Source organism: Pseudomonas sp. AF32 (assembly GCF_022342325.2).
Classification (GTDB): Bacteria; Pseudomonadota; Gammaproteobacteria; order Pseudomonadales; family Pseudomonadaceae; genus Aquipseudomonas; species Aquipseudomonas uvaldensis.
This window is the reverse complement of record NZ_RQJK02000001.1, coordinates 285,800-304,570: the sequence shown is the minus strand read 5'-3', so window position 1 is coordinate 304,570 and position 18,771 is coordinate 285,800. Positions and strand designations below refer to the sequence as shown.

Sequence of the window (18,771 nt, the reverse complement as noted above, 5' to 3'; positions counted from 1 at the left end):
ATCAGCGCCGTTGCAGAGGTAACTCGTCGAACTTCACACCCGCCAGCCCATGGGCCATCAGTGCGCGGATGTTGCCGTGGTCGGTGCCCTCTGGGGTGCCCAGCACCGAGCGGTAGTGTTCGCCAAACGCCAGCAGGGCTTCTTCGTCGCTCAGGCCTTCAAGCAGCGCCAGACCCAGGGTCCTGCATGAGCCTTCGTTTTGACCGGCGGCATTTTTCACGTCGCCGTTGGTGAAAGCCTGTGGCTGGTATTCATAACCATCGGCAATGAAAGCCAGGGTGTCGGCAAAAACGTGCTCGCCGCTTTTGAGGCGGGCGCGGAAGGTGTTCAGATCAGGCATCGGGTTTTCCTTTGGCAAACGCCGCTTGTTGTTCGGCGCTGGCTTCTTTCTGGTATTGGGCTTTCCATTCGGCGTACGGCATGCCGTAGACCACTTCACGGGCGTCGTCGAGGCTGACCTCGATCTGGCGCTCGTCAGCGGCGGCCTTGTACCACTTGGACAGGCAGTTGCGGCAGAAGCCGGCGAGGTTCATCAGGTCGATGTTCTGCACATCCTTGCGGCTGTCCAGGTGGGCAACCAGCCGACGGAAAGCGGCGGCTTCGAGTTCGAGGCGTTGTTGGTCGGTCATGGTGGTCTCTGCGAGACAGCTGTAAGCGGCAAGCTTCAAGCTGCAAGATGGATTGAGGTAGCCAAGCTTACAGCTTGTGGCTTGCAGCTTGAAGCGGCTACGCAGTAGCCCTGCTTGCCGCCAAAGTAATCGATACCGATTCGGCAAATCGCAGGGCGTGGGGTTTGTCGACTTCCACTTCGGCGTATTGCACCGATTCGTTGCTCATGACCAGATCCAGCAATTCCTGGGTCAAGCGTTCGAGCAGGGCGAAGCGATTGCCTTCCACGTGGGCGATGATCGCCTTGGTAATGGTGCGGTAGTTCAGTGCGTGATCGATGTCGTTGTCGCGTACCGCGTCCTGGGCCGGGTAGAGGATGGTCAGGTTGATCAATACATCCTGCTTGTTGAGGATTTCGTCCTCGTTGATACCGATGAAGGTACGCAGGCGCAGATCCTTGACCCGGATGCGCGCCATGGCTGGCTGAAGTTGTGGCATTTAGTTGCTCCGTCGAATCAATTGCAGGAACTCCTGGCGGGTGGTGCTGGACTCGCGAAAGGCACCCAGCATGACCGAAGTGTTCATGGTCGAGTTCTGTTTTTCGACACCGCGCATCATCATGCACATGTGCTGGGCTTCGATCACCACCGCCACGCCGGCGGCCTGGGTCACCTGCTGCACCGCATCGGCGATCTGCCGGGTGAGGTTTTCCTGGATCTGCAGGCGGCGGGCGAACATGTCCACCAGCCGGGCGATCTTCGACAGCCCCAGGACCTTGCCCGTAGGAATATAAGCCACATGGGCCTTGCCGATGAAGGGCAGCAGGTGATGTTCGCACAGGGAATAGAGTTCGATGTCGGCGACGATCACCATTTCATCGCTGTCCGAGGCGAACAGGGCACCATTGACGATCTGCTCGACGCTTTGCTCATAGCCATGGCAGAGGTACTGCATGGCCTTGGCGGCACGCAGCGGCGTGTCCAGCAAGCCTTCGCGCTCAGGGTCTTCGCCCAGGCCGATGAGAATTTCGCGGTAATGCTGGGGCAGGGTTAGCGCCATGATGACTCCTCGAAGCAAGCTACTTGACGTGCCGCCCGCCGTTGACGGTCAGGGTAGTGCCGGTGACATAGGGGTTGTCCAGCAGGTAACGCAGGCTCTGGTAGATCACTTCGCTGCCGGGCTCGATGCCCAGCGCCGACTTGGCCAGGGCCTTGGCGCGGTAAGCCGCATCGTCATCGGCATTGAACAGTAGCAGGGCCGGGGCGACACCGTTGACCTTGATGGCCGGTGCATACTTCGCCGCAAACGACAGGGTCAGGCTTTCGAGGCCGGCCTTGGTGGCGCAATACGCTATGTGCTTGCTGCTGCCCTTGCGGGTGACGTCATCGCTGATGTGCACGATGTCCGCCGGAGTCGAGCGTAGCAGCAACTCGGCGCAATGCAGGTTGATCAGGTACGGCGCGAGCATGTGTACGCCGAACATGGCCGTGAAGGCGCTGGTTTCGTCGCCGGGGGGTTCGGCCAGCCACGCCGAGGCGTTGTGCACGATCGCCCGCAGCCGGTCGGTGTGCTGCTTGAGTTGTTCGATAAAGGCCAGGATCCCGGCTTCGCCGGAAAAATCGGCGAACAGCACGGTCGCACCGAGATCCCGCAGCGTTTGTACGCCCGGGCGCTCGGTGCGATAGGTGGCGATCACCGGATGGCCTTCTTCCAGCAGGCGCTGAGCGCAATGCAAGCCAACGCGCTGGGCTGCGCCGGTGAGCAGGATCGGAGCGTTTGCACTGGGCATGGGGCGGCTCGGTTCAAGGCAGGGTGCAAAACTATAACAGCCGCTGGGGAGCCGTACCTACGAGGGCTTTTGACAGATCCGCGTATCGATCAGCGTTGCGCTTGTCATCGTATGACTAAGAAGGAGTAAGATAGGATCCAATTCGCCATGGATGTCTTCCAAGATGAGCGTAGTGTCCGACGATAAGATCCTTTTCCGGGCGTCAAACGCTATGGATCGAGAGGATCTGTTTCCTATTCGCGAGGTGTCTCGACTGACCGGCGTGAACCCGGTGACATTGCGTGCGTGGGAACGCCGCTATGGTCTGATCCAGCCGACGCGTACCGAAAGCGGTCACCGCCTGTATTCCCTGGGGGACATCGAGAAGGTCCGCACCATCCTGACGTGGATCGATCGTGGCGTGGCGGTCAGCAAGGTGAGCAAAATCCTGGCCAGGACCGATTCGGTGAAATCGGGCATCCCCTTGATTCCATCCGGTCGGGTAATCAATGACTATGCCCAGTGGCAACAGCAGGTGGCCGATGCAGTCGGTAACTTTGACGATATTCAACTGGACCGTGTCTACGGGCAGATCTTTTCCACCTATTCGGTGCCGATCGTATTCCAGAACATATTGATGCCGCTGTGGGGGCAACTGCTGCAACGCCAGCAGGAGTTCGGGCAAGCCAGCGAATGGCTGTTCTACGATGGTTTCCTGCGTTCGCGTGTCGCGCAACGACTTTTACTCAAGCGAGACTCCCCATCGCGACGTATTCTGATCACCGCCATCGCCGGTCAGTGTCGCGAACTGGAGTTGTTGATTACGGCGCTGTTCCTCTCCAAGGCAGAAGTAGGCATCAGATTATTGACGGTCGGGCAGCCGTTCGATGAGCTGGCCCTGGTGTGCCAGAAGGTAAAGCCTGTGGCACTGGTGCTGGTGTCCAACCATGCGCCGGCGCCCGAGCTAGCCAAGCGCTTGAACAAACTGGCGATGAGTCTGGATTGTCCCTTGATGCTGGCGGGCGATGTTTCCGATTTGATGCAGGACAGTCTGGCGGGGTCGTCCATCGGCTGCCTGGGTAATGAGGGGACGGTGATGCGCCAACGCCTGCGTCAACTATTGGCGGGAAACCTGGACACTTGAAGTCGCGTGATCACGGGCCGACGAAGCTTATACATGCATGGCCGGGTGGGTCAGACGATGCTGCTGGAGGATGTACTGACGCAGGCGCTCGGTTTCGTCCTGGTCATCCTGGCTCAGATGGTAGGCATACAGGCCCTGATGGGTTTCCCGTTCGAAGGTGCCGCGCAATGAAATTCTTTCGTAGCCTGACGGGCTGAACCACAGAACGAATTGCTTCGGTGGCTTGATGCGGCTGCGGTTTTCCAGCAGCACCCCCTTGCACGACACCTCGTGGACCCATAAGGGGACTGGCTGCCCCTTGGCGTTCTCCAGCGCCACCGGTTCTTCGAGCGCCAGGCGCCACGGACGCACCTTCGGACCGTCTTCGTAGATGCTCGGTACGCCCAGACGCAGGTGCATCGCGTGAAATTCGTCTTCCACCAGATGCAACGGGAACGTCATCTGCTGGTTATCGAAATGGGCTTGCAGTGTGACCTGTTCGTTTGCCGCCAGACGCGTCAGCAGGTCACGGATCTGCGATCCGCCATTGACCAGCAGGCTCGACGTGACATCCCGTTCGTTGAGTTGCGGGTTGTGCTGCATGGTCCGGATGAAGTCCAGCTCATCCTGGGTCAAGAGGGCGTCGCGCTGCATGGTGTGCTCGGAATGTTTTTACATGTTTACGGTGGAGTGTAGCGATTGACTCTTAATTCGCCGTTTTGTTTTCGCCGTTCGTCGCTTCCAGGCGTGCAATCTCGGCCTTGGCGTCCGCCAGTTCCTTTTCCAGCTGGGCGATGCGCTTTTGCGCCTTGACCTGGGCTGTCACGTCTTTTTGTACGCCGACGAAGTAGGTATTGCCATCCGCTTCGCTCTTCACCGTGGACAGCGACAATTCGTTCCAGAACGCAGTACCATCCTTGCGATAGTTGCGAAGCACTTCCCGGCAGACGCCGCCTTGTTTCAATGTTCTGCGTATATGCTCCAGCGCTGGCTGGTCGCGATCACCCGACTGCAGGAAGCGGCAATCCTGATACAGGATTTCGTCGCGGCTATAACCGGTCAGTCGTTCGAAGGCCGGATTCACATAGATCAGGATGTTGTCTTCGTCGCCTTCCTTTTCGGCGATGACGATTCCGTCATTGGAAGCGTTTATCACCAGTTGCATCAGTTGCCCGTTGATCATGGATCTCGTCCTTTGGAAATCCTTGGAAATACAGAATTTTAGAAGAAACCGATGGGCTATCCAATGGCCATTATGCAGTTGGGCGTCAATCGCAGCCTTATCGCTCAGCCTGTTACTATCCCGACTCTTTTTCATATCAGGTTCAGGACCACGCTGATGAAAATCGCCATCCTTTGCGGCTCGGTATACGGCACCGCCGAAGAAGTCGCCCGCCACGCCGCCACACTGCTCGGTGGGGCCGGTTTCGAAACCTTGTGCAATCCCCGGGCGACCTTGGCGGACATCCAGGCGTTCGCACCACAGGCTCTGCTGGCCGTGACATCCACCACCGGCATGGGGGAATTGCCGGATAACCTGATCCCCTTGTATTCGGCCATGCGTGATCAGTTGCCCGCATTTTTTCGTGGCTTACCCGGCGCTGTGATCGGTCTGGGGGATGCCAGCTACGGCGATACGTTCTGCGGCGGTGGCGAGCAGATGCGCGAGTTGTTCGCCGAGCTTGGCGTGGCCGAGGTGCTGCCCATGTTGCGTCTGGATGCCAGCGAAAGCGTCACCCCGGAAACCGATGCCGAGCCATGGCTGGGGGAATTGATCGAGGCATTGCGTCGCTGAAGAAAGGTGACCTGCGCACCGGGCGGTGTGACTCGCTCGGTCAGTAAGCTGGCTGCAAAGGCAACTAGCGCCCCCGTCAGAGCTGACTAGACTCATCCTCTTGTGCACGGTGTGTTCGTGACACCTTATAACGATAAGCCAGAGGTCAGAGCCGTGAGCGTAGCGCCCATCCAATCGACACTCAGCATCAAAGAACAGGTCAGTGCAGCGGAATGGCAGACTCGGGTCGACCTGGCCGCCTGTTACCGGTTGGTCGCATTGCACGGCTGGGATGATCTGATCTTCACGCATATCTCCGCAAAGGTTCCCGGCACCGAAGATTTCCTGATCAACCCGTTCGGGATGATGTTTCACGAAATCACCGCGTCGAGCCTGGTCAAAGTCGACCTGGCCGGTAACAAACTGATGGACAGCCCCTACGAGATCAATCCGGCCGGTTACACGATCCACAGTGCGGTGCACGAGGCGCGGCACGATGTAGCCTGTGTGTTGCATACCCACACCGCCGCCGGTGTCGCCGTATCGGCACAGAAGCAAGGGGTGCTGCCCATCAGTCAGCAATCGGTGTTCGTGTTGTCGAGCCTCGCGTATCACCCTTACGAGGGTGTGGCGCTCAATCCCGAGGAGAAGGCTCGTCTGCAGGCCGACCTGGCCGATAACAGCTTCATGATGCTGCACAACCACGGCCTGTTGACCTGTGGCGCTAGCATCGCCGATACCTTCCTGATGATGTTCACGTTCCAGCGCACCTGTGAGATCCAGGTGCTGGCCCAGAACGGCGGGGCGGAGTTGATTGCCATCGAGCCGCCGATCCTGGCCGGTGCCCGGGCGATGATCGCCGGCGTCACCAAGAGCGCGCAGGGCATGGGGGGGGGGCTGGCCTGGCCGGCATTGCTGCGCAAACTCGATCAGCAAGACTCGGGTTATAAAAACTGATGCCCATGGTACAGGTTCCCCTGCGTATCTGGCGCCAGCGTGGGCAGACCTTCATGTTCCGGGGGCACGCCATTCGGTACTGGGTGGCGGGGCAGGGTGAGCCGTTATTGCTGATCCACGGATTTCCCACCGCCAGTTGGGATTGGCATTACCTGTGGCAGCCCCTGGCACAGCGTTACCGGGTAATCGCCTGCGATATGCTCGGGTTCGGCGATTCGGCCAAGCCGGTGGACCACGTCTACAGCCTGCTGGAACAGGCCGATCTGCAGCAGGCACTGTTGGCACACCTGAATGTAAGGCAAGCGGTCCACGTGCTCGCTCACGATTATGGGGACAGCGTGGCCCAGGAGTTGATCGCTCGCCATTGCGAGGCGCGGGTCGACATTGCCAGTTGTGTGTTCCTCAATGGCGGCCTGTTCCCCGAAACCCATCGTCCGGTGCTCGTGCAGAAGTTGTTGCTCAGCCCTTTGGGCTGGCTGGTGGGCCGGGCTGTTTCCCGAGAGGGTATCGCCAAAAGTTTCCGGCAAATCTTCGGTCCGTGGACAGGTCCCAGCGAAAGCGAACTGGACGACTACTGGAGTCTGGTGCAAAGCCATGACGGACCGCGGATCATGCATAAACTTATCCGCTACATTCCCGAACGCCGTGTGCAGCGTGATCGCTGGGTGCAGGCGATGCAGCGTGGCGAAGTGCCTATGCGCGTCATAGACGGCGCGTTCGATCCGATTTCCGGCGCGCACATGGTGGCGCGCTATGAGGCGCTGATTCCGAATGCGGACACGGTGCTGTTGCCGGACATCGGCCACTACCCCCAGGCCGAGGCCCCGGTACAGGTACTCAAACATTATCTGGCGTTTCGTGCGGGAATCGCCGGGCCGGTACGGCAGAGGGTCTACTCGTGACGTCTGTTTCAGGGCGATGGAGTTGAGCCAAGCCAAGGCACGGGTTTTCGCCCAGCGGGGCATCCAAGCATCATCCCCTCACCTTATCGCCCACCATTCACTCCCTGCCGTGTTGATTGAAGGTCGTGCCCTCTGTACCGGACACTCGGGCTTTGCAAACCATTCGGCCTGCTGGAGTTCTGCCCATGAGTGAATCTGTGCGCTTCGAAGATAAAGTGGTGATCGTCACCGGCGCTGGCGGTGGCCTGGGGCGGGCTCATGCCCTGCTGTTCGCCAGGCAGGGAGCCCGAGTAGTGGTCAACGACCTCGGTGGTTCTGCCCAGGGCGAGGGGGCCAATGCCTCGGCGGCAGACCGGGTGGTGGCTGAAATTCGCGAAGCCGGTGGTATCGCCGAGGCGAACCACGATTCGGTTACCGATGGCGACAAGCTGGTACAGAACGCGCTCGATGTGTTCGGCCGGGTCGATGTGGTGGTCAACAACGCCGGCATCCTGCGGGACAAGACCTTTCACAAAATGGATGACGCCGATTGGGACCTGGTCTACCGCGTCCATGTCGAGGGCGCCTATAAGGTCACCCGTGCCGCGTGGCCACACCTGCGCGAACAGAATTATGGCCGGGTGATCTTCACGGCTTCCACGTCCGGTATCTATGGCAACTTCGGCCAGTCCAACTACGGCATGGCCAAGCTCGGTCTCTACGGGTTGACGCGGACCCTGGCCATTGAGGGGCGCAAGCACAACATCCTGGTCAACGCCATCGCGCCTACCGGCGGGACCCGTATGACCGAAGGCCTGATGCCGCCGCAGGTATTCGAGCAACTCAAGCCTGAACTGGTCAGCCCACTGGTGGTGTACCTGGCCAGCGAAGCGTGCCAGGAAACCTCCGGGTTGTTCGAGGTGGGCGGCGGCTGGATGGGCAAGGTTCGCTGGGAGCGCAGCCTCGGTGCCGGATTCGATCCGGGCAAGGGCTTTTCACCCGAGGACGTCGCCGCCTACTGGCAGCAGATCTGTGACTTCGAAAACGCCGTGCATCCCAATGACAACCTTGAAGCCTTGAAGGAAATGATGGCGAATCTGCAACGCTACGCCGTTTGATTCGTGACCTCGACCGGTTGCCGTCAGCGACGGCAACGTTGGTCAGGGAAAATACTTATTCACCAGCGCCGCCAGGTTTGCAGCGGTTTCGAAGTCCATCAACCCATCATATCTGGCCGGGCGAAAGTGCAGCTGAAAGGCGCGCACCAGGCGCTGGAAACCCGCACTTGTCGTGGCGGCCGAAGTGTCATACCCATATTTCTTGAACAGTCCGAGCAAATGCTCGCGAGGGGGCAAGCCGTTGCATTGGTAAGCCTCCAGATAGGCCTTTTGCGTCGGCCCATCAAACCAGGCACCGATGCCCTTGGCGTACAGTGTCTGCCAGGGAAACATCGGGCCGGGATCGCTTTTTCTGCCGGCGGCGATGTCTGAATGAGCCACCACGTTGACCGGGCTGATGTCGGGATAGCGCTTGAGTATGTCGAGCGCCAACTGCTCCACGGCCTCTATCTGCTGCGGCTGATAAGGAGGAAACGTGAACTGCCCCTGGTAATCGGCGGCCAGGTTGACGATTTCCACTCCGATGGAGGTGTCATTCAAATTATTGCGATTACCCCAACTACTCACGCCCGCGTGCCAGGCGCGGTGCTGCTCGTCCACCAGATTGAAAATCTGTGGCTCGTTGAAACCTGCTTTCAAATAAGTGGGGTCGGTAAAGTCCGGGATCAGGTAATGGGCGCTGACCGACGGGCCTGTCAGTGCGTTGATGGAAGAAGAAAAATTGGCGGCGGTGTAATGGAAGACCAGGGAACGAATGCGGTTGTTATAACCCTTTTTTGAGCGATAACTGCTGGAGTTTATTGGATACATAAAGAGCTCACTGATAACTGAAGAAGGTCGAAGCGACAAGCTGGGACCGGTTTCAGGCTAACAATGATCGTGGGGTTGGCATGTAGTGAAGGTCTGGGTTTGATGTGGGAATAGGCGTTTGGTTTGTAAGAAAATCGAGGTCAGGAAGAAGGCACCGCTGTTGGGGCGGCGCCTTCAGGGGGCGGGCAGTGTTACGTGTATCGTTTTTCAGTTACGAATTTTGGGGCTTTCCAGTTGGGGCCTTTGATTGCTACAGGCCCGTCACCGTTGGCAAGTATTCCCTCTTCAAATAGCTTGGTGTAGGTTCTTAACAATTCACCGTTTGCCACTTCATCAAAGCGATAACGACCAACCATTCTGTCAAGCGATGGATAGGCTAGACCAATGCCGAATGCGGAAACGATATCTTCAATCGATTCGTTTTTTATAATTTGCTCTATGCTATTCATTAAAGCTCTCCTTTCAGAAGGCGTTTGTATATTGCTTCCATTTGTTTGTTCGCGGCGGTGAGAGCCTCAGGGGAGTACAGCGATGATTCTTTGCTGTCCAGTTTGTAGTCTTCCAGTGTAGCGGTATGGGCGTTGTTCCATTCCACCAAGTCATCACCTGGATTGAAGCTGTCAGTGAGTCCTAGGGCTCTGAACCTCTCCAGCTCTCTGATTTCATGGGTGTAGAAGCGTTTATCGACATCCGTTACAGTCAACTGACCCTTCTGAATTCTCTCTAATCGGTCAATCATGACGATATTCGCGTCGGACTGATCCAAGCGCGCAATATGCAGCTTCACTTCTTCAATCCCTTTCGGGGTAATGGTCGCCGTCCTCCAATCCAATTCAAGAATCGGCCCACCCGCCTGCTCGGGATTGAATCTGCGTCCACTGTGCTCCCCTGTCGCTTGTGAGTGGTTACAGACACCACAACTCTGTATGTCGTCCCCATCTGAGGCGACGAGCAAGATTATGAGTTCTGATTCAAAAGCCAGGCAGGTGAGAGATTCCGACAGAGCTGTAGGAATACTGAATTTTTTCCACGAATAGACCTACATAAAAAAGGCCGCTGCAACAAAGCAGCGGCCTAAGCATGACGTTGCAAAGGAGCTACAAATCAACGTCGGCAAGCACGGGGTGATGGACCGATAACCCATCCATCCGAATGACGGTGCGCCAGGCGTGAGGGATGCCATGGCGGATGTTGCAGGCCCGTTACCCTGCAAGCCCGGCCAGCATAAGGATTGACCGCGGCGGGAAACAGCCCGGATCCGGACATGCACTGTTGCATCAGGCGCAATAGTGCTGCCCGTTGAGATCAGTATGGGTGGCGCTGATGACCCATCATCCAGTGCATCCATGGTCGGCGCAAAGCCCCGCCCCACAAGGGCTGTAATCCTTTCGAGCGACAGCGCGAATACCTCCTTGGTGCGCTTATCGCCCGCCCCGGCCGGCAGTAGGGTGAAGGCTCTGTCACTCACCGGGGAAGACGCATGACAACAATAACAATGCGCGCCATCTTCAAGCCGCAGGCGCTGGCCGTTGCGGTGGCCTTGGGTTGCTGTGCCCAGGCGCAGGCCGTTTCATTCAACATTGGCGAGATCGAGGGTCAGTTCGACTCCTCGTTGTCCGTGGGCGCAAGCTGGGGCATGCGCGATGCCGACAGGGACCTGGTTGGCACTGTCAACGGCGGTCGGGGCCAATCGTCCACCGGTGATGATGGGCGGCTGAATTTCAAGAAAGGCGAGACCTTTTCCAAAATATTCAAAGGTCTGCACGACCTCGAACTCAAGTACGGCGATACCGGCGTGTTCGTGCGCGGCAAGTACTGGTATGACTTCGAGCTCAAGGATGAAGGCCGCGAGTTCAAGGACATCAGCGACAGCAATCGCAAGGAAGGCGCCAAGTCCTCGGGGGCGCAGATTCTCGATGCCTTCGTCTATCACAACTATTCCATTGCCGATTTGCCGGGCACCGTGCGCGCCGGTAAGCAGGTGGTGAGTTGGGGCGAAAGCACCTTCATCGGTAACTCGATCAACAGCATCAACCCGGTGGACGTTTCTGCGTTCCGCCGTCCGGGCGCCGAGATCAAGGAGGGCCTGATCCCGGTGAACATGCTGTTCGCTTCCCAGGGCCTGACCGACAAACTCACCCTTGAGGGGTTCTACCAACTGGAGTGGGACCAGACGGTGGTCGATAACTGCGGCACGTTTTTCGGCAACGACGTGGTCGCCGACGGATGCACCACCGGCTACACGGTGGGCAGCCCGGCCATCGCGCCGTTCGTGCCGCTGACCCAGCTGTTCGGCCAGGGCATTCAAGTGGCCGACGAAGGGGTGATCATCCCCCGGGGCGGCGACCGCGATGCGCGGGACTCCGGCCAGTGGGGTACGGCGTTGCGCTGGCTCGGCGATGACACTGAGTACGGCCTGTATTTCATGAACTACCACAGCCGCACACCTACCGTCGGCACCACCACGGCCGGTGCTTCCACGCTGGCGGCGTTGCCGGGGATGGTCGCGATTGCCAACGGTATTTTTCCGGGCAGCGGCGCCGGCCTGGCGCAAAGCGTGATGCTGGGACGCGGTCAGTACTACCTGGAATACCCCGAGGATATTCGCCTGTACGGCGCCAGCTTCTCAACCACACTGCCCACCGGCACCGCATGGACCGGGGAAATCAGCTACCGCCCCAACGCGCCGGTACAGCTCAACACCAACGACCTGACCCTGGCCTTGCTCAATCCAATCGCCGGTGGTGCCGCATCGCCCATCGCGACGTCGGCAGGGGCGGATAACACCGGTTACCGGCGCAAGGAAATCACTCAGATCCAGAGCACCATGACGCATTTCTTCGACCAGGTGCTGGGCGCCGATCGCCTGACTCTGGTGGGCGAGGCGGCGGTGGTGCATGTCGGCGGGCTGGAGTCCAAGGACAAACTGCGTTATGGCCGCGACTCGGTCTACGGTCAGTACGGATTCAACGGTGACACCGACGGCTTCGTCACGTCGACCTCCTGGGGTTATCGCGCCCGGGCAATCCTCGATTACTCCAACGTCGTCGCCGGCATCAACTTCAAGCCCAACCTGTCCTGGTCCCATGACGTGGCCGGCTACGGCCCCAACGGTCTTTTCAACGAAGGCGCCAAGGCCGTCAGCGTTGGTGTCGATGCCGACTACCGCAACACCTACACCGCCAGCCTGAGCTACACCGATTTCTTTGGCGGCGATTACAACGTTCTCGAAGACCGCGACTTCCTCGCGCTGAGCTTCGGCGTGAACTTCTGATCTGGCTGACAAGGAAAACCCAATGCGCAAGATGATCCTGCAATGCGGTGCCCTGGCCTTGAGCCTGCTGGCCGCGAACGTGATGGCGGCGGTCTCGCCGGAAGAAGCCAACAAACTGGGGACGAGCCTCACGCCGGTGGGGGCCGAGAAGGCGGGTAACGCCGACGGCTCGATCCCGGCCTGGACCGGCGGCATTCCCAAGAACGCCGGTGCGGTAGACAGCAAGGGGTTCCTGGCCGACCCGTTCGCCAATGAAAAACCGCTGTTCACCATCACCGCCGCGACCGTGGACAAGTACAAGGACAAGCTGTCCGAAGGCCAGGTCGCGATGTTCAAGCGCTACCCCGAAACCTACAAGATCCCTGTCTACCCGACTCATCGCAGCGTGGGCCTGCCGCCGGAAATCTACGAGTCGATCAAGCGCAGCGCACTCAACGTCACTGCCATCAACGACGGCAACGGCTTGGCCAATTTCACCGGTAACCGCTATTACGCCTTCCCGATTCCCAAGAACGGTGTGGAAGTGTTGTGGAACCACGTCACTCGTTATCACGGTGGCAACCTGCGGCGTGTCATCACTCAGGCCACGCCACAGACCAACGGCAGTTTCACGCCGATCCGTTTTGAAGAAGAAATTGCCGTGCCGTTCCTGATCAAGGACGCCGATCCGGAAAAGGCCAGCAACGTGCTGACCTATTTCAAGCAGGAAGTCACCGCCCCGGCACGCCTGGCCGGCAACGTGCTGCTGGTGCATGAAACCCTGGACCAGGTGAAGGAGCCGCGTCTGGCCTGGATCTACAACGCGGGCCAGCGTCGCGTGCGCCGTGCGCCACAAGTAGCCTATGACGGTCCGGGCACCGCGGCCGACGGGTTGCGCACCTCCGATAACTTCGACCTGTTCTCCGGAGCGCCGGATCGCTACGACTGGAAGCTGGTCGGCAAGAAGGAAATGTACATTCCGTACAACAGCTACAAGCTCGACTCGCCCAATCTCAAGTACGACGATGTGATCAAGGCCGGACACATCAACCAGGACCTGACTCGTTATGAGTTGCACCGGGTCTGGGAAGTGATCGGTACGGTCAAGCCCAACGAGCGGCACATCTATGCCAAGCGCCACATGTACATCGACGAGGACAGTTGGCAGGCCGCCCTGGTGGATCACTATGACGGTCGCGGCCAACTGTGGCGCGTGGCCGAAGGGCATGCCCAGTTCTACTACGATCATCAGAACCCGGGCTATACCCTCGAGGCGCTCTACGATCTGATCGCCGGTCGCTACATTGCACTGGGCATGAAGAACGAAGAAAAGCACAGCTACGTATATGGTTTCGAGGCCCGTGCGGCCGACTATACGCCGGCGGCGCTGCGCTCTACGGGCGTGCGTTAAGGCCTGACGGCTGGGGATTTACTTGATTTGATCAGCACGAACGACCGACAGTCGCATCTGCCGGTCGTTTTTTTATGGGAGCCAATCAGCGCGCTGAATACTTCTCCAAAGGTCGACGACAGAGGACTAGGCTCTGTCTGAAAAGCCTTGATACTCGTTCATGCTGCGTTGAAAACCGGCTCGGAATGCTCATTTACTCCAGTAAACTCCGCTTCCTCGCCGTTTTTCGCCTTGCCTGACCTTCGTCTCAAGACTTTTCAAACAGAGCCTAGGGTGGTGGAAGAACAATAAAAAGGACCTGCACACATGACCGCCATGACCCCGTGCCCGGACCGTCCTGGATTACTGCCTCGCCTGTCTGTAACGCATGTGTCGCGCAGGTCCCTGAGCGAGCCCCTGCTGACCTCGGGGGCGCGGGTGAAATTGCTGTGCGCCCCGGCGGGTAGCGGCAAGAGCGCGTTGTTCGCCGAATGCTTCCTGCAAGCCCCCAGCAACTGCCGATTGCACTGGTTGCCACTGGCAGGCGCTGCGTTGGATGGGGCGCAGATGTGCGAGCGACTGGCGCAAGCCCTCGGCTTGCCCGTGATGGATGAAGCCGGGCTGCTGAATCATCTGGCCCGTCTGCAAACCCCCACCTGGCTGTTCCTGGACGATTACTGCCGGGTGCCGAATCCCGAACTGGACCGTTTGCTCGACCGTTTGTTGAATGTCGGCAGTCCGTTGCTTCATCTGTGGCTCAATGGCCGCCGACGTCCACACTGCAACTGGACGCGCCTGCTGCTCGATGACGAGCTGTACGAGTTCGATGCCAAGGCACTGGTCTTCACGCCCGACGATATCCTGCCCTTGCTCGGTCACCTGCCCGCACCCCAGGCGACCCGCACGGCCCGCGAAGTCATACAGCGCAGCGGTGGTTGGTGCGCCGGGGTGCGCATCGCCTTGCTCGAACGGTGTGAATGGGCGCGCCGTCACGCGTCGCCAGGGCGGCCCGGGACCCTGCTGGACTACCTTGAGTATGAGCTGTTCAGTACGCTGACGGAGGACCTGGCGCAAGCCTGGCGCGTGCTGGCGCATCTGCCGCGGTTCAATGCCCGTCTTTGTGAACACCTGTTCGGGGACACCGTCGGGGTGGAATGTCTTCCCCTGTTGTTGGACCTGGGCTGTTTCATCGAGCCGTGGGAACAATCCTCGGACTGGTTGCAGGTCTATCCGCCCCTGGCCCGGCTGGTGCGTGACGAGCCCTGGCCGCAGGGACGTTCCTGGCATCGACGGGCCTGCCAGTGGTTCGCCGCCGAGCAGGACTGGCAAATGGCGTTCGAGCAGGCCATCCAGGCCGAGGAGTTCGAAACGGCCCTCAGTTTCCTGCAGCACCTGAGTTTCGAGCACCTCCTGCAGCGCGACAATGTGCTGCTATTGCTCGACCTGCATGATCAACAAGGCGAGGCGCTGACGCTGAGCACTCCGCAGTCGGTGGGGTTGGTCACTGCCGCGCTGCTGTTCGCCGGACGCTTCGACCAGGCATCGGTGTGCATTGAGCAGTTGACCCGCTTCGTGCCGCAACCACAGGCCTGCCAACAGCGAGAGTTGGTGGCTCGCTGGCAGGTGCTTCGGGGCTGGTTGTTGCATCTGTCGGGCGACGGCGAACGAGCCCGCGAGCACTTTCTCCAGGCCCAGGCCAGCCTGGACCCGCACACCTGGGCCTTGCAGTTGCTATGCCTGTCGGGATTGACGCAGCAGGCGCTGCTCAAGGGCGAACTGGCCAGCGCCCAGTGGACCAGTCGCCAGGCGTTATGCCTGGCGCGTGCTCATGGCTCGCTGGTGTTTGAAGGTTTGCTGGAGCTGGATCATGCCCAGATCCTGGAGCAGCGTGGCGCACCCCATCGAGCCGACGCTCTGCTGAGTGCGGTCCAGGCGTTGCTTGATAAGCCGGGCCAGGATTTTTCGGCGCTACTGGGGCGCATCGCCTTGCGCCGTGGGCGCCTGGCACTGCGCATGGGCTTCGATGAGCAGGCCGCCGAGCAATTCCAGTTGGGGCTGGAGACGGCTATGCGCTACCAGGACAAGCAAGTGCTTTATGGTTTCCTTGGCAAAGCCAACCTGGCCGTCAACCGGGGCGATTACGGCGAGGCGTTCATGCAGTTGCGCGATGCAGAGCGGATCATGCAGCAGCGAAACATCCCCGACACGGTTTATCGTGGCGTGTTGTTGCAAACCAGTTGCCAGTTCTGGTTGCAGCAAGGGCGCCCGGAACTGGCCCACGAAGCCCTGACCCGAGTCCTTCGCCATTTCCATGGGCCCCAGGCCAAGCAAGCGCCTCCGGCGACGCTGGAGCTGATCCCGCGACTTGAATACCTGCTGGTGCTCACCGAGGTCTATCTGCATCGGGCGCAAGACCCGCAGGCGCGCCTGAAGGCAATGATCGACCAGGCGCAGCGCTGCGGCATGCATGGGCTGGAAACCGAGTTGCACCTGGCTCTGGCGGAAGTTGCCTGGCTGTCCGCCGATCACGCCCAGGCACGCGCACTCATGCGGGAGGGACTTGAACGAGTCGCCTGCTGGCGGGCAGAGCACGCGTTGCACGAGCTGCGCTTGCGCCAGCCTGAGCTGTTGCGCTGGTCACAGGCGGCGCAACCTATCGACCCGCACGTGAGCGTGGCTGAAGAAACATTGCTGAGCCAGCGGGAGCTGGAAGTGTTGGGATTGATTGCGCAAGGTCATTCCAACCAACAGATTGCCGAACAGCTGTTCATCTCGCTGCACACCGTGAAAACCCACGCGCGTCGGATCCACAGCAAACTGGGCGTGCAGCGGCGTACTCAAGCGGTGGCGAAGGCCAAGGGCATGGGGGTCATGAACTAGTGCCCTCGCATTCGTAGCCCATCCGCCAGCTCACCGCCCGGGTGGCCGCCAATAACCGTTGTGCCGCCGGGCCATGTTCGTCGGCATGAAACAGTGAAGTCGGGCCGACGATGGTCATGACGGCAGCCACCTGGCCGACAGCATTGAAGACCGGGGCGGACAACGCATCCACCCCCGGCATCAGCAAGCCGTGCACATGGTGCAGGCCGCGACTGCGAATCTGTTCGCACAGGCTGGCATAGGCCTGGTCATCGGCCAGGAGATGCCCATGGGTACTCTTCACTTCCTGCTCACGCAGCTCGATCGTCTCACGCTCCGGCAGATAGGCGCTGAACACCAGTCCGGTAGACGAACTGAGTAACGGCAGTACCGAGCCCAGTTGCGTGACCACCGTCACCGCTCGCACGGCGGGTTCGATTCGTACCACGGTCGCGCCGTGGTTACCCCACACAGCCAGGAAACAGGTTTCGTTAAGGTCGTCCCGCAGCTCGGCCAGGGGCAGGGCGGCCACCTGCAGCACGTCCATGCCGTTCAACGCCGCCAGGCCCACCCGCAGCGCTTCGCGCCCCAGACCGTAATGGTTGGTCGCCGTGTTTTGCTCGGCAAAACCACTGGCGATCAAGGCTTGCAGGTAGCGATGAACCTTGCTTGCCGGCATCTGCACGTGTTCGGCCAGGCGCGACAGCGAGGTGGATGGAGAGAGTTCGGCCAGGGCCTTGAGAATGTCGGTACCGACTTCGGCCGAGCGGACTTTCTGTTTGCCGTTATTGAGCGGGTTTTCCATGGAGGCGCAGGGTCCAGAGGCGAATGGGCGTCTTTATAGCTTGACGGTCGCTGTCGAGCAAATTACGTTATGCGTAATTCGATTACGATAAAAATAACAGGCGTTCAGGAGACTCCATGAACCTCGATCCCACTGCATCGGACCTGATCTATCAATCGGGCTTCGGCAACGAATTCGCCAGTGAAGCGCTGCCGGGTGCATTGCCCGTTGGCCAGAACTCCCCGCAGAAAGCCCCGTACGGACTGTACGCCGAGCTGTTTTCCGGTACTGCGTTCACCATGGCCCGCAGCGAAGCGCGACGCACCTGGATGTACCGCATCCGGCCGTCGGCCAATCATCCGGCCTTTACCCGACTGGAACGCCAGCTCGATGGTGGTCCGCTGGGGGACGTCACGCCCAATCGCCTGCGTTGGAACCCGTTGGACATCCCCGCCGAGCCTACCGACTTCATCGACGGACTGGTGCGCATGGCGGCCAATGCCAATCAGGACAAGCCGGCCGGCATCAGCCTTTACCATTACCGCGCCAATCGCTCCATGGAGCGGGTGTTCTTCAACGCCGACGGTGAATGGCTGCTCGTGCCGCAGCTGGGACGGCTGCGGATTGCTACCGAGCTGGGTGTGCTGGAACTGGCTCCGCTGGAAATCGCCGTGCTGCCTCGCGGGCTGAAATTCCGGATCGAACTGCTCGACCCGCAGGCCCGAGGTTACCTCGCCGAAAACCATGGCGCAGCGCTTCGCCTGCCGGACCTCGGGCCCATCGGCAGCAACGGCCTGGCCAACCCGCGGGATTTCCTCACACCGGTGGCCCATTACGAGAACGTTGCGCAACCGACCACGCTGGTGCAGAAGTTCCTTGGCGAGTTGTGGGCCTGCGAGCTGGACCACTCACCGCTTGATGTAGTGGCCTGGCATGGCAACAACGTGCCGTACAAGTACGACCTGCGCCGCTTCAACACCATTGGCACGGTCAGTTTCGACCACCCGGACCCTTCGATTTTCACCGTATTGACGTCGCCGACCAGCGTCCACGGCCTGGCCAACCTCGACTTCGTGATCTTCCCGCCGCGCTGGATGGTGGCGGAAAACACCTTCCGTCCACCGTGGTTCCATCGCAACCTGATGAACGAATTCATGGGCCTGATCCAGGGCGCCTACGATGCCAAGGCCGAAGGTTTCCTGCCCGGTGGTGCCTCCTTGCACAGCTGCATGAGCGCCCATGGCCCGGACGGCGAAACCTGCACCAGGGCGATCAATGCCGCGCTTGAACCGGCGAAGATCGACAACACCATGGCGTTCATGTTCGAGACCAGCCAAGTGCTGCGTCCGACTCGTTTCGCCCTGGGCTGCCCGCAACTGCAAACCGACTATGATGCCTGCTGGGCTTCGCTGCCTGTCACGTTCGACCCGACCCGGAGATAAACC

At 59.9% G+C, this 18,771-nt stretch carries 20 protein-coding genes; 9 read left to right on the top strand and 11 right to left on the bottom strand.

Going from position 1 to position 18,771, the window contains the following annotated elements; all coding sequences use genetic code 11:
• Window position 1: 1 nt before the first annotated feature.
• From EGM97_RS01515 to folM, 5 genes are all read right to left on the bottom strand, one after another.
• On the bottom strand, window positions 2-340 hold the full coding sequence (locus EGM97_RS01515; RefSeq protein WP_238961544.1) for a HopJ type III effector protein: 339 nt from the start codon (window positions 338-340) through the stop codon (window positions 2-4).
• Window positions 333-629, bottom strand: a complete 297-nt coding sequence (locus tag EGM97_RS01510; protein ID WP_238961543.1) for a DUF1244 domain-containing protein — start codon at window positions 627-629, stop codon at window positions 333-335. The genes EGM97_RS01515 and EGM97_RS01510 overlap by 8 nt, the downstream gene beginning before the upstream one ends.
• A gap of 97 nt (window positions 630-726) precedes the next feature.
• The gene (folX, locus tag EGM97_RS01505; protein ID WP_238961542.1) at window positions 727-1,107 is read right to left on the bottom strand and encodes a dihydroneopterin triphosphate 2'-epimerase; all 381 of its coding nucleotides are present in this window, start codon (window positions 1,105-1,107) and stop codon (window positions 727-729) included.
• Window positions 1,108-1,668 (bottom strand): GTP cyclohydrolase I FolE, encoded by a 561-nt coding sequence (folE, locus tag EGM97_RS01500; protein ID WP_238961541.1) that lies wholly within the window; start codon window positions 1,666-1,668, stop codon window positions 1,108-1,110. It lies immediately after the preceding gene.
• A gap of 19 nt (window positions 1,669-1,687) precedes the next feature.
• Window positions 1,688-2,398: a dihydromonapterin reductase gene (gene folM, locus EGM97_RS01495; protein WP_238961540.1), complete on the bottom strand. Its 711-nt coding sequence runs from the start codon at window positions 2,396-2,398 to the stop codon at window positions 1,688-1,690.
• Between the two features lie 163 nt (window positions 2,399-2,561).
• Between folM and EGM97_RS01490 the strand changes: the two genes are divergently transcribed.
• On the top strand, window positions 2,562-3,521 hold the full coding sequence (locus EGM97_RS01490) for a MerR family transcriptional regulator (RefSeq protein WP_238961539.1): 960 nt from the start codon (window positions 2,562-2,564) through the stop codon (window positions 3,519-3,521).
• Between the two features lie 27 nt (window positions 3,522-3,548).
• On the opposite strand, the gene EGM97_RS01485 is transcribed toward EGM97_RS01490, so the two are convergent.
• Both EGM97_RS01485 and EGM97_RS01480 read right to left on the bottom strand, forming a co-directional pair.
• On the bottom strand, window positions 3,549-4,154 hold the full coding sequence (locus EGM97_RS01485) for a hypothetical protein (RefSeq protein ID WP_238961538.1): 606 nt from the start codon (window positions 4,152-4,154) through the stop codon (window positions 3,549-3,551).
• Window positions 4,155-4,206: 52 nt separating this feature from the next.
• Window positions 4,207-4,683 (bottom strand): PAS domain-containing protein, encoded by a 477-nt coding sequence (locus EGM97_RS01480; protein ID WP_238961537.1) that lies wholly within the window; start codon window positions 4,681-4,683, stop codon window positions 4,207-4,209.
• A gap of 156 nt (window positions 4,684-4,839) precedes the next feature.
• Between EGM97_RS01480 and EGM97_RS01475 the strand changes: the two genes are divergently transcribed.
• The 4 genes from EGM97_RS01475 (at window position 4,840) to EGM97_RS01460 (ending at window position 8,230) form a co-directional block, all read left to right on the top strand.
• Window positions 4,840-5,295, top strand: a complete 456-nt coding sequence (locus EGM97_RS01475) for a flavodoxin (RefSeq protein ID WP_238961536.1) — start codon at window positions 4,840-4,842, stop codon at window positions 5,293-5,295.
• A gap of 153 nt (window positions 5,296-5,448) precedes the next feature.
• Complete coding sequence (locus EGM97_RS01470) at window positions 5,449-6,231, top strand: class II aldolase/adducin family protein (protein ID WP_238961535.1); 783 nt, start codon at window positions 5,449-5,451, stop codon at window positions 6,229-6,231.
• Window positions 6,231-7,133: an alpha/beta fold hydrolase gene (locus tag EGM97_RS01465; RefSeq protein ID WP_238961534.1), complete on the top strand. Its 903-nt coding sequence runs from the start codon at window positions 6,231-6,233 to the stop codon at window positions 7,131-7,133. The genes EGM97_RS01470 and EGM97_RS01465 overlap by 1 nt, the downstream gene beginning before the upstream one ends.
• Before the next feature lie 185 nt (window positions 7,134-7,318).
• Window positions 7,319-8,230 (top strand): SDR family oxidoreductase, encoded by a 912-nt coding sequence (locus EGM97_RS01460; RefSeq protein ID WP_238961533.1) that lies wholly within the window; start codon window positions 7,319-7,321, stop codon window positions 8,228-8,230.
• Window positions 8,231-8,272: 42 nt separating this feature from the next.
• Here EGM97_RS01460 and EGM97_RS01455 read toward each other — a convergent pair whose 3' ends face one another.
• From EGM97_RS01455 to EGM97_RS01445, 3 genes are all read right to left on the bottom strand, one after another.
• The gene (locus tag EGM97_RS01455; RefSeq protein WP_238961634.1) at window positions 8,273-9,040 is read right to left on the bottom strand and encodes an N-acetylmuramoyl-L-alanine amidase; all 768 of its coding nucleotides are present in this window, start codon (window positions 9,038-9,040) and stop codon (window positions 8,273-8,275) included.
• A gap of 191 nt (window positions 9,041-9,231) precedes the next feature.
• Window positions 9,232-9,489 (bottom strand): immunity protein, encoded by a 258-nt coding sequence (locus EGM97_RS01450; RefSeq protein ID WP_238961532.1) that lies wholly within the window; start codon window positions 9,487-9,489, stop codon window positions 9,232-9,234.
• Window positions 9,489-9,995 carry a hypothetical protein gene (locus EGM97_RS01445; RefSeq protein ID WP_238961531.1) on the bottom strand — a complete coding sequence of 169 codons (507 nt, stop codon included), beginning with the start codon at window positions 9,993-9,995 and terminating at the stop codon, window positions 9,489-9,491. Before EGM97_RS01445 ends, EGM97_RS01450 begins: the two co-directional genes overlap by 1 nt.
• A gap of 525 nt (window positions 9,996-10,520) precedes the next feature.
• Here EGM97_RS01445 and EGM97_RS01440 point away from each other — a divergent pair.
• From EGM97_RS01440 to EGM97_RS01430, 3 genes are all read left to right on the top strand, one after another.
• Window positions 10,521-12,314, top strand: coding sequence for a DUF1302 domain-containing protein (locus EGM97_RS01440; protein WP_238961530.1), 1,794 nt, complete (start codon window positions 10,521-10,523; stop codon window positions 12,312-12,314).
• Between the two features lie 22 nt (window positions 12,315-12,336).
• Window positions 12,337-13,704: a DUF1329 domain-containing protein gene (locus EGM97_RS01435; protein WP_238961529.1), complete on the top strand. Its 1,368-nt coding sequence runs from the start codon at window positions 12,337-12,339 to the stop codon at window positions 13,702-13,704.
• Window positions 13,705-14,010: 306 nt separating this feature from the next.
• Entirely contained in the window at window positions 14,011-16,563 is a 2,553-nt protein-coding gene (locus tag EGM97_RS01430) for a helix-turn-helix transcriptional regulator (RefSeq protein ID WP_238961528.1), read from the top strand.
• Here EGM97_RS01430 and EGM97_RS01425 read toward each other — a convergent pair.
• Window positions 16,553-17,347 carry an IclR family transcriptional regulator gene (locus EGM97_RS01425; protein ID WP_238961527.1) on the bottom strand — a complete coding sequence of 265 codons (795 nt, stop codon included), beginning with the start codon at window positions 17,345-17,347 and terminating at the stop codon, window positions 16,553-16,555. The two genes, EGM97_RS01430 and EGM97_RS01425, sit on opposite strands and share 11 nt — an antisense overlap.
• Window positions 17,348-17,463: 116 nt before the next feature.
• Between EGM97_RS01425 and hmgA the strand changes: the two genes are divergently transcribed.
• Window positions 17,464-18,768 carry a homogentisate 1,2-dioxygenase gene (gene hmgA / locus EGM97_RS01420; RefSeq protein ID WP_238961526.1) on the top strand — a complete coding sequence of 435 codons (1,305 nt, stop codon included), beginning with the start codon at window positions 17,464-17,466 and terminating at the stop codon, window positions 18,766-18,768.
• Window positions 18,769-18,771 lie beyond the last annotated feature (3 nt).

What these genes read in the sequence shown, in the direction of transcription:
- EGM97_RS01515 (WP_238961544.1), bottom strand. Translation starts at nt 340, where the DNA reads ATGCCTGATCTGAACACCTTCCGCGCCCGCCTCAAAAGCGGCGAGCAC.
- EGM97_RS01510 (WP_238961543.1), bottom strand. Translation starts at nt 629, where the DNA reads ATGACCGACCAACAACGCCTCGAACTCGAAGCCGCCGCTTTCCGTCGG.
- folX (WP_238961542.1), bottom strand. Translation starts at nt 1,107, where the DNA reads ATGCCACAACTTCAGCCAGCCATGGCGCGCATCCGGGTCAAGGATCTG.
- folE (WP_238961541.1), bottom strand. Translation starts at nt 1,668, where the DNA reads ATGGCGCTAACCCTGCCCCAGCATTACCGCGAAATTCTCATCGGCCTG.
- folM (WP_238961540.1), bottom strand. Translation starts at nt 2,398, where the DNA reads ATGCCCAGTGCAAACGCTCCGATCCTGCTCACCGGCGCAGCCCAGCGC.
- EGM97_RS01490 (WP_238961539.1), top strand. Translation starts at nt 2,562, where the DNA reads ATGAGCGTAGTGTCCGACGATAAGATCCTTTTCCGGGCGTCAAACGCT.
- EGM97_RS01485 (WP_238961538.1), bottom strand. Translation starts at nt 4,154, where the DNA reads ATGCAGCGCGACGCCCTCTTGACCCAGGATGAGCTGGACTTCATCCGG.
- EGM97_RS01480 (WP_238961537.1), bottom strand. Translation starts at nt 4,683, where the DNA reads ATGATCAACGGGCAACTGATGCAACTGGTGATAAACGCTTCCAATGAC.
- EGM97_RS01475 (WP_238961536.1), top strand. Translation starts at nt 4,840, where the DNA reads ATGAAAATCGCCATCCTTTGCGGCTCGGTATACGGCACCGCCGAAGAA.
- EGM97_RS01465 (WP_238961534.1), top strand. Translation starts at nt 6,231, where the DNA reads ATGCCCATGGTACAGGTTCCCCTGCGTATCTGGCGCCAGCGTGGGCAG.
- EGM97_RS01460 (WP_238961533.1), top strand. Translation starts at nt 7,319, where the DNA reads ATGAGTGAATCTGTGCGCTTCGAAGATAAAGTGGTGATCGTCACCGGC.
- EGM97_RS01455 (WP_238961634.1), bottom strand. Translation starts at nt 9,040, where the DNA reads ATGTATCCAATAAACTCCAGCAGTTATCGCTCAAAAAAGGGTTATAAC.
- EGM97_RS01450 (WP_238961532.1), bottom strand. Translation starts at nt 9,489, where the DNA reads ATGAATAGCATAGAGCAAATTATAAAAAACGAATCGATTGAAGATATC.
- EGM97_RS01440 (WP_238961530.1), top strand. Translation starts at nt 10,521, where the DNA reads ATGACAACAATAACAATGCGCGCCATCTTCAAGCCGCAGGCGCTGGCC.
- EGM97_RS01435 (WP_238961529.1), top strand. Translation starts at nt 12,337, where the DNA reads ATGCGCAAGATGATCCTGCAATGCGGTGCCCTGGCCTTGAGCCTGCTG.
- EGM97_RS01430 (WP_238961528.1), top strand. Translation starts at nt 14,011, where the DNA reads ATGACCGCCATGACCCCGTGCCCGGACCGTCCTGGATTACTGCCTCGC.
- EGM97_RS01425 (WP_238961527.1), bottom strand. Translation starts at nt 17,347, where the DNA reads ATGGAAAACCCGCTCAATAACGGCAAACAGAAAGTCCGCTCGGCCGAA.
- hmgA (WP_238961526.1), top strand. Translation starts at nt 17,464, where the DNA reads ATGAACCTCGATCCCACTGCATCGGACCTGATCTATCAATCGGGCTTC.